The 8,700-nt window shown below is 31.6% G+C and carries 12 protein-coding genes; all 12 read left to right on the top strand.

From position 1 onward, the window contains the following. Positions 1-38 precede the first annotated feature (38 nt). The 12 genes from NE544_RS06400 (at position 39) to NE544_RS06345 (ending at position 8,698) form a co-directional block, all read left to right on the top strand. On the top strand, positions 39-347 hold the full coding sequence (locus tag NE544_RS06400) for a hypothetical protein (RefSeq protein ID WP_256268748.1): 309 nt from the start codon (positions 39-41) through the stop codon (positions 345-347). A gap of 251 nt (positions 348-598) precedes the next feature. Then, complete coding sequence (locus NE544_RS06395; RefSeq protein WP_256268747.1) at positions 599-2,278, top strand: ArdC-like ssDNA-binding domain-containing protein; 1,680 nt, start codon at positions 599-601, stop codon at positions 2,276-2,278. Next, the gene (locus NE544_RS06390) at positions 2,275-3,198 is read left to right on the top strand and encodes a DUF3991 and TOPRIM domain-containing protein (RefSeq protein WP_256268746.1); all 924 of its coding nucleotides are present in this window, start codon (positions 2,275-2,277) and stop codon (positions 3,196-3,198) included. The genes NE544_RS06395 and NE544_RS06390 overlap by 4 nt, the downstream gene beginning before the upstream one ends. A 358-nt stretch (positions 3,199-3,556) precedes the next feature. Beyond that, positions 3,557-3,850, top strand: a complete 294-nt coding sequence (locus NE544_RS06385; RefSeq protein ID WP_117992559.1) for a type II toxin-antitoxin system RelB/DinJ family antitoxin — start codon at positions 3,557-3,559, stop codon at positions 3,848-3,850. Then, on the top strand, positions 3,840-4,154 hold the full coding sequence (locus NE544_RS06380; RefSeq protein WP_256268745.1) for a type II toxin-antitoxin system RelE/ParE family toxin: 315 nt from the start codon (positions 3,840-3,842) through the stop codon (positions 4,152-4,154). Before NE544_RS06385 ends, NE544_RS06380 begins: the two co-directional genes overlap by 11 nt. Positions 4,155-4,219: 65 nt before the next feature. Then, entirely contained in the window at positions 4,220-4,768 is a 549-nt protein-coding gene (locus NE544_RS06375; protein ID WP_117924942.1) for a hypothetical protein, read from the top strand. Beyond that, complete coding sequence (locus NE544_RS06370; protein WP_118325428.1) at positions 4,752-5,081, top strand: hypothetical protein; 330 nt, start codon at positions 4,752-4,754, stop codon at positions 5,079-5,081. Before NE544_RS06375 ends, NE544_RS06370 begins: the two co-directional genes overlap by 17 nt. Before the next feature lie 86 nt (positions 5,082-5,167). Next, positions 5,168-5,866: a DUF5688 family protein gene (locus NE544_RS06365; protein ID WP_256268744.1), complete on the top strand. Its 699-nt coding sequence runs from the start codon at positions 5,168-5,170 to the stop codon at positions 5,864-5,866. A 17-nt stretch (positions 5,867-5,883) separates the two neighbouring features. Beyond that, the gene (locus tag NE544_RS06360; RefSeq protein ID WP_256268743.1) at positions 5,884-6,093 is read left to right on the top strand and encodes a hypothetical protein; all 210 of its coding nucleotides are present in this window, start codon (positions 5,884-5,886) and stop codon (positions 6,091-6,093) included. 216 nt (positions 6,094-6,309) lie between these two features. Continuing rightward, positions 6,310-6,669 (top strand): hypothetical protein, encoded by a 360-nt coding sequence (locus tag NE544_RS06355; RefSeq protein WP_256268742.1) that lies wholly within the window; start codon positions 6,310-6,312, stop codon positions 6,667-6,669. Continuing rightward, positions 6,642-7,979 carry a relaxase/mobilization nuclease domain-containing protein gene (locus tag NE544_RS06350; protein ID WP_256268741.1) on the top strand — a complete coding sequence of 446 codons (1,338 nt, stop codon included), beginning with the start codon at positions 6,642-6,644 and terminating at the stop codon, positions 7,977-7,979. The genes NE544_RS06355 and NE544_RS06350 overlap by 28 nt, the downstream gene beginning before the upstream one ends. Then, a complete protein-coding gene (locus tag NE544_RS06345) occupies positions 7,976-8,698 on the top strand; it encodes a PcfB family protein (protein WP_256268740.1) in 723 nt (240 codons plus the stop codon). Before NE544_RS06350 ends, NE544_RS06345 begins: the two co-directional genes overlap by 4 nt. Positions 8,699-8,700 lie beyond the last annotated feature (2 nt).

Raw genomic sequence — 8,700 nt, 5'->3', positions numbered from 1 at the left:
GGAAAATTAAATAGTTTCCTAGAAAGAAGTGATTTTATTTGACACATATACGTTGCCCTCATTGTGGACATGAAACAGCACAAATCATTTATGGCTTTCCTGTAATGGATGACAAACTTCAAAAAGATATTGATGAACAGAGAGTATATCTTGCAGGTTGCGAAAAGATGATTCCTCCTGCATCTCGTCATTGTTTCTATTGTAATCAAGATGTTTATTATTCATTCTTGCCTGTTGATGAAGCTGAAACTACTTGTGTTGAATTTAAAATTGGTGAATTTCATCAAGGTTATCAAAAAAATCATTGTCGAGAAGAAAGAAAATCGATTCATCGCAACTTATATTGATTCTCTTACTAATTTAGAGTGTGAAACAAATATTGATTTAACTGAAAAGGAATATAAGAAGTTTATCCATAATATATATTCTACATTAAAGAATGGAATGAAAACTATGATGATTTAGATATTTGTGATGAAACAACCTGGTCTATCATTATAAAAACAATTAACAGTTTAGGTTTACCTGAGCTTCGATAAGCATTAGCACTTCAGCTAGTGCTTTTCTTTTTGCCTGATTTAGAAAGGATGGTGATGTTATGGCAGAATTTAAATCTCAAGATGAGAAAACTAAACAGGCTTTTTCAATGATTGAGCAAGGAGTAAAGGATGTTTATTCTTCTGAATCTTTTAAACAGTATCTATCTTGTTTAAGTAAGTTTCATAGTTATTCTTTGAATAACACTTTATTAATATTGTCACAGAAGCCGGAGGCTAGTTTGGTAGCTGGTTATCGTGCCTGGCAGACAAATTTTAATCGTCATGTAAATAAGGGTGAAAAAGGATTGATGATTCTAGCTCCAGTTACAACGAAAGAGGATAGATTAATGAATAAACACGACGAGAATGGAAATGTGATTTTAGATGAGTCTGGAAATCCAGTCCAGGAAATGCGTGTAGTTAATCTGACACATTTTAAAACAACGACAGTCTTTGATATTTCACAAACTTCAGGAGATCCTCTTCCATCTTTAGTTCATGATTTGACAGGTTCTAGTAATGGAGTGAAAGCAATTATTCAAACTATTCAGTCTGTATGCACAATACCAATTGAATTTAAAACAGAAACTGAAGATCTTAGTTTTATGACTGGAGCTAAAGGATATTATTCGCCAAGGAAAGATAAGATTGTCATTAATAAAGATTTAGAGGATTTACAAACCGCAAAAACATTAATACATGAGTATGCTCACAGTATACTTCATAAAGCAACTGATAAAAATCAAAGCCAACGAGAAATTGAAGCAGAATCGTTGGCTTTTGTTATTTGTGATCATTTTGGAATTGATACTTCTGAATATTCATTTGGCTATATCGCATCTTATGCGAACAAGGATTACAGTGAGTTGAAATCTATTTTAGTGAATATTCAGAGTAAAGCACACGAAATGATTGAACTAATAGAACCGGTGTTTAAGGAGAATTTGCATATGCTAGAAAAGGAAAATCAATATATTACTCCAGTAGAAATGGAAGAATTGAATCATGATATTGTACTTAAAATTGCATCCGTGATGGACAAGTATAAAGAAGTGTTGTCGGATTCAAATATTACAACTTCAGATATTCATGAAACGATTGATCAAGAAATATCAAATCTATTGACAGATAATAAAGAATATAGAGTACAAGATCATTTGTATCAGAATAATGAAGTCTATCAATTTGCTTTGCATAGTGCTTGTTATGATGCATTTATGAATGAAGAATTTGATCAAAAACAATCCTGGTTTATGGATCATTCGATTGAAAGAAGAAACTATGAGCTATTCGAAAAAATAGCTAATCCTTTATTAACAAACAGTGCATATTATATGAAATATGGAACACCTAATTATATGGATTTAAATATCGAAATTATTGGGGATGATCGATTGGCTATGGCCCATAACTATGTTTTAAATGGTGATGTGATGGCTGATCCAGATGTTGAATTTACTGTTGATAAAAAGAACAGGATGCTATATCCACAGACCTATCAGCAGGATTCACTTCAATACTTTGAAAGAGTAGATGGGGATTCAACTCGTGCTCGAGAACTGAATCATTTTATGCATGAATGGCTCACAAATGTTGTTGATCAAAAGTATAAAGTGCAAACTATTTATACGGAAGACAAAGAACTTTCTATCAAAGAAAATCCAAATGCTGTAAGAAGCTTTTGTAAACAGAATGGTATTGGAATGATGGCACCTAAACTAAAGGAGTTGGAAAAATGAGCAAAAAGTTTATTCGGAAATCGGTTCTTGAAAAAGTTAGGACACTATCGGCATTTGACTATTTAAATAACTATCATCCTTCACTATTAGTAAAAAATGGAAAGAAGGATTACTATCATAGAGAACATGATTCATTGCACTTTTCAAACGGCAAGTGGTATTGGTGGTCGCAAGGTGTAGGTGGTACGACTGCATTGGATTATTTGATTGCTGTAGAAGGATATGATTTTAAAGAAGCGTGTAACTATTTGGCAAGTTTAATGAACATTAGTGATCCGGTTGTAACGTATTATCATAAAAAAGAAACTAAACCATTTGAGCTTCCTGAGAAAGATAAAAACAATAATTTAGTGATTCGTTATTTGTGTGAAACGCGAAAAATAGATAGAGAAATTGTTGATTATTTTATATCTAAAGGGATGCTTTATCAGTCAGCAAATTTTCGAAACGCTGTGTTTGTTGGATATGATGGTGATATGCCAGCTTATGCATTTAAGCGAAATATATTTAAAGATTTTAAATTAGAACATACAGGAAGTAATAAGGCGTTTAGTTTTAATTATCAAAATAAAGAAAGCAATGTTCTTCATATTTTTGAAGCAGCTATTGATTTATTGTCTTATATGACACTATTAAAAATGGAGGATATTGATTACAGGTCTTTTAATTATTTATCTTTAGGTGGAGCTTGTGAAAAGATAGCAGAAAAAAATGAAGCTGATATGCCGATTGCATTAAATGCCTTTTTAGAAAGAAATCCAAATGTTCAAATTATTGTTTTTCATTTGGATAATGATGAAGTAGGTAGAGGTGCAACACAAAAGATTATGATGATTGCGAGATGCAACTACCAATGTTTTGATAATCATCCTGTGAACTTTAAAGATGTAAATGAGGAATTAGTAAGTATAAAAATATGAATCAGCATTCAAATTGACTATCACTTGTACGCTTGCTAAGATAGAGTTGTAAAAAGAAGTACATTACTAGCTAATTAGTTAGTTAGTATGAAAGTTTGCCGCTGACTAATATGCGGGGTATAAATGGTTGGGTTGAAAGTTTACCGCTGACCAATATGCGGAATATAAATGGTTGGGTTGAAAGTAAAATCCTTCGCCATTAGGTGAAGGATTTTTCGTTACAAAATATCTTCAAAACATTTATTACTTTTTGAAGATAATGAGGATACAAAATAATGTAATTGTGATTAATAAGTAATGTTTTTTATATACAATAGCAATGAAATTGCATATAATTTAAATATGGAGGTGATGCTGTATGTCTACTATTCAAGTAAGAGTGGATGATGATTTAAAATCTAAGGCAGATGCATTATTTAAGGAATTAGGTACAGATACAACGAGTGCAATTCGTATGTTTTTAACTCAAGCAGTTGCTTATGATGGAATTCCTTTTGAAATTAAAAAATTCAATAAAACAAAAGAAATGAAAATTATGACAGAAGATGAGTTTTTGGATAGACTTGCTTCTTCTAGAGTTCAATCTAGAGAAGGCAAAGTAATAGATGCAGATATAGCAATAGATAGCATTAGAAATAAATATGGATTATAAAGTAATATTTACTGAAAATGCTTTAGAAGATATGGATTCTATTGTAGAATATCTTCTTTTTCACTTGCGTAATAAACAAGCGGCAAGTCATTTTATCGATTCTGTTGAAAATGGAAAGTTCGTATTAAGTAATTCTGCTGAGTCATTTCAACTGTGTTTGAATTCTAGACTTCGAAGCAAGGGGTATCGAAGATTAAATTTAGATAAAACTAAATATTTCTTGTTGTATCGCATTGAAAATTCAATAGTTTTTATAGATGGTATTTATCATCAATTACAAGATTACGAAAATAAAATTAAATAATTCTTTTTGAGAAAGTTTACGCTTTCTCTTTTTTATTACACAAATTTAGAAAGAGGTGGATTAATTTGAATAAACAATTTGATTTATTTCAAAAAATGAAGATCAAAGAGGTCTGTGAAAATATTAGTCGTATGACTTATGCATATATCAATCCAGACACAAAACAACCAACCGTAGTGCCATCAAAGCATTATAAAGATATTTTAGATCAGCCGGTAGAAGTATTGGTTAATGATCAAGTGAAAAAACAATTTTTAAATATTATGTTTAAACAAATGAAAACATTAAAAGAGGAAGAACCCATCTTGTTTAATGAAACACTGTTGTTGATGGATTTGAATAAGACTCCAGATAGCTTGGAACTAAATGAAGAAGCAGCATTAAAGATAACGGCCACAGAATTAGTGGAAAGTGAGAAAACACAAAAGAAAAAATTCCATTTAGTGGATAATGCATATTTGGATTCATACGAAGCAACAAAGAATGATAGTGAATTGATGGCTCAGATATTTGGAGAGCAACAAAATGATCGTGTTTATTCTGTTGAATTAGATGAGATGGAAATGGAAAAACCTAAGTCAAAAGGAGGAAAAAAGAATGACTTACAACACTAGAATTTATAATTATTCAAATTTAAAATCTGAAGACAAACAAATTGTTCAGGCACAATTGTTAATGTTTGAAACTGTAGAAGACACAATTACAGAATATATGTATCGTAGAGAATCTTCTACAAATATTTTGGATGCAGTTTCTTATGAAGAAGGAATTAAAGCTTTAGAACAAGTACAACAAAATATGTTTAGTGATATTGTAGAATATATTGTTTACGCAATTGACAGTTATGAAGAAGATGTGGACGAAGTTGATACACAGGATCCGCTTTTTGGCTTGTATCAAGAAGTTGAGGATATTGATAATGAATGATTTAGAAACGTGTGATTTTAATACAGTCAATCTTGAAAGATTGGCTTTTTATTTTGAAAAATTAGAAGAAGGAGAGGACGAATAATATGATTCACAATGATAAAGTTTTAGAAGATGTAAATGCATTACTTGATTACAATTCAGTTAAAGATTTCTTATTCATGAATGTAATTAATGCAGAAACTAATAAAGAAGAATTATCTATGGAGCCACATACAGTTATTGGAGATTTAGCGATTGTATATAGAGTGATGATTAAAACAACTGATGATCAATTTTGCTCAGCTAGAGTTACAAATGAAATGCTTGATCATTATGGCATTGATGTATCGCAGTTGCACAATGATGCATTGATTTCATCACCAAATATGATGAAACCAGAAATTATTCCACTTGAAACATTACTGACTGGAGTTCCAGAACAAGAAGCATGGCAACATGAAGATAGGCATTTTGTAGTTTTGACAAATGAACATAGAACGGATGGAGCAGCAACAATTTTTTATTCCGGAGTTTTGAATGATCTAGCTGAAAAATTAGGACATGATCTTTATATTGTTCCTTCTTCAACAGATGAATGTTTAGCTTTATGTGATTCTCCAACATTGAATACGGATCGATTGAAAGAAATGCTTTTACTTATGAATGGTCCTAGTTTTATGGATCAAGATAAAAAGCTATCTGATATTTTATATCATTATGATAAGGATAATCATGTTTTAGAAAAATCAGATGATTATGAAAAGAGAATCAATAAGCAGAGATATTCACAATTACTTCATTAAGATTTGGAGAATTGAAAATGATTAAATACGAAGATATCGTTAAGCGAATTTCGTTTATTGAAAAAAGGAAAACTAAAAATGAGGAAAAGATAAAATTTCTAATAGAAGAAAATAATACCTTATCTTCAAATTTAAAATTACTAAATCAGAAAAAAGAAATGTTAGAAAAAATGAATCAGGATCTAGCAGATCTTATACCTGATAAGAAAAAGACTGCAGACAATTAATGTCTACAGTTGTAGCAAGCAACGTCTTTGGATATCCAAAGACAAGTATTTAGGGAACATCCCTAAGACCCTGAGCTATCAAAAGAGTTGGTAGCTCTTTTTTGCGGAGGTGAATATTAAATATGAGTACAGTAACGATAAGTTTATTAAGTTTCCTGGGTGGTTTGATTATTGGAGTTTTCTATATTTTGTTTATACAAGGTGCTTTTTATAAAGATGCGGAAAAGAAATAAACAATTTGTCATTCGTTTATCGGATAGTGAATGGAATCATCTTAATGAATTGGTGAAATATTCAGGACAATCAAGAGAATCTTATTTACGTATGTGTATAAATGGCTTGGTTCCTAGGCCAGCACCTAGTGTCGAGCTTGTAGAAGTAACCCAAGTATTAAGACAAATTGCAGAGAGTATTAACGGAATAGCTGGAGCAGTTTATACACAAAATAAAATGGATGATTCAGTTTATATGGAAAATTATGAGGCGCTTCAAAAACAAATTAACGAAATTATGCTTTTGATTCGGCAACCTATCAATATGGAGGAAGTATGGCAATCACAAAAATATGGGCAGTAAAGGATGATTTGAGAAGAGTTTTAAACTATATTGAAAATTCGGATAAGACAAAAGAAGAATTAAGCGATGGATTAAAAGAAGTGTTGGCATATACAACCCAGGGATATAAAACAAATGAGAAAGAATATATTACTGGAATTAATTGCGAACCTAGTACATCACTAAAGCAAATGATGAATACAAAGCTTTCCTACAACAAGATGGATGGAAGACTTGCCTTTCATGCAGTCCAATCTTTTAAACCAGGTGAAGTAACGCCAGAAGAATGTCATTCATTAGGTGTGCAATTGGCGAAACAAATGTGGGGAAATCGATTTGAAGTCGTTGTATCTACACATTTAGATAAAGACCATTTGCATAATCACTTTGTTGTGAATTCAGTTTCCTGGGTAGATGGCATGAAGTATGATAACCGGAAAAAAGATATTGATCATTTTCGAGAATTGAATGATGCAATATGTAAACAGCATGGTTTGAATGTTATTGAAAAACCAGAAGGAAAAGCCATGAATTATGGAGAGTGGAATGCAGAAAAAAAGGACGGCATCTATTTTAGAAAGATTATTCGTTATGATGTGGATTCTGTATTAGCGTATGCTAGAACTTTAGATCAAATGAAATCAGGGCTTGAAGATATTGGGTACGTAGTTGATTTAACTGGCAAGCACTGGACTTTAAAACATCCACAGTCGCAAAGAAAGTTTCGATTCTATAAACTTGCTCGTGATGGCCGATATGATGAGGAACATATCATGGAACGAATCAACAACAATTATTTATTTCCAATGCAGCCAGTTAAGGATATTGTGCCATGTAAAGAATATCATGGTGATCATACAAAATTAAAAGGAATCAAGGCTTTATATATTAGATATTGTTTTGAATTAGGAATCATACGACCTAAAGGAAAAAGACAGAAATATCCAAGTCCACAGTTAAGAAAGGATTTGATATACATGGATAAAATTACAAATGAAAATACTTTTGTAGGTAAGCATAATCTAGAAACAATCGAAGATGTGCTTGCCTTTAAAGTATCTCTAAATAAAGAAATAGAATCTTGGATGAATCAAAGAAGATCTATCTACAATAAAATTAAAAGAACGCGTGATCCAAATTTGAAAAAGCAATTAGAAATGGATCGGGATACGTTAACTTCTAAAATTGCACATGGGAAAAAGGAAATCAAAATATGTGAAGATATAGAAAAGAGAGTTCCTGATATTCAAGATAAATTAAAAATGGTGAATACATTAGAAGATGAGCGTATTCAAACACAAAAAGAATATGAAAGGAGCTTGAATTTATGAACAGTGCAGATACTGCAGATCAAATGATGAAGATGACCTTAGAAGGTATACAGGTTGCTGCTGAAGTTGGTTTAAAAGCAGGTGGCATGGCAGCAAGATCTTTGGCTGTCACTTTATATGCTATTTTAAAAGACAATAAAAAAGTGAAAGGAAAAACCAATTTAAATAACTTGTTAAAGTCGGATAAAGAGTTAAAGGTCTTTGCTATTCATCATTCGGATTTAAAAAAGTTTTGTGAAGAAGCAAAACATTATGGAGTTTTATATTCTGTATTGAAAGAAAAGAATAATACAGATGGAATTGTGGATGTTATGGTAAAAGCAGAAGATGCTTCTAAAATCTCAAGGATGGTAGACAAGTTTGATTTAGCTACTATCGACACAAAAGCAATTCGTGAATCTGTATTATCACAACAGAGTATAGATGATGCTAAACCACTTAGTGATGAAGAGCATGATGCTTTATTGTCAAAGTTAATGGATGATAAAGAAAACCCCAACAAAGCTCGGACAAGCAAGGACGGTACTCCGTTCGAGCCATCTTCAAAAACATCGAAGAAAGAAAACAAGAAGAAAACCGTCGAAAGAAAAAGGTCAACAGCTACTACGGATAGGCCTTCTGTTCGCAAGGAGTTGAAGGACATAAAACAGCAGCAAAGCCTAAAATCTTCTGCACCTAAGTATCCAGTTAAGAAAAAATCAAAAAAGAAAGTGAGATAACG

This window comes from Holdemanella sp. MSK.7.32 (genome assembly GCF_024460475.1).
Lineage (GTDB): Bacteria > Bacillota_I > Bacilli_A > Erysipelotrichales > Erysipelotrichaceae > Holdemanella.
Note: the sequence above shows the minus strand (reverse complement) of the source record. Positions and strands in the feature narration are given on the sequence as shown.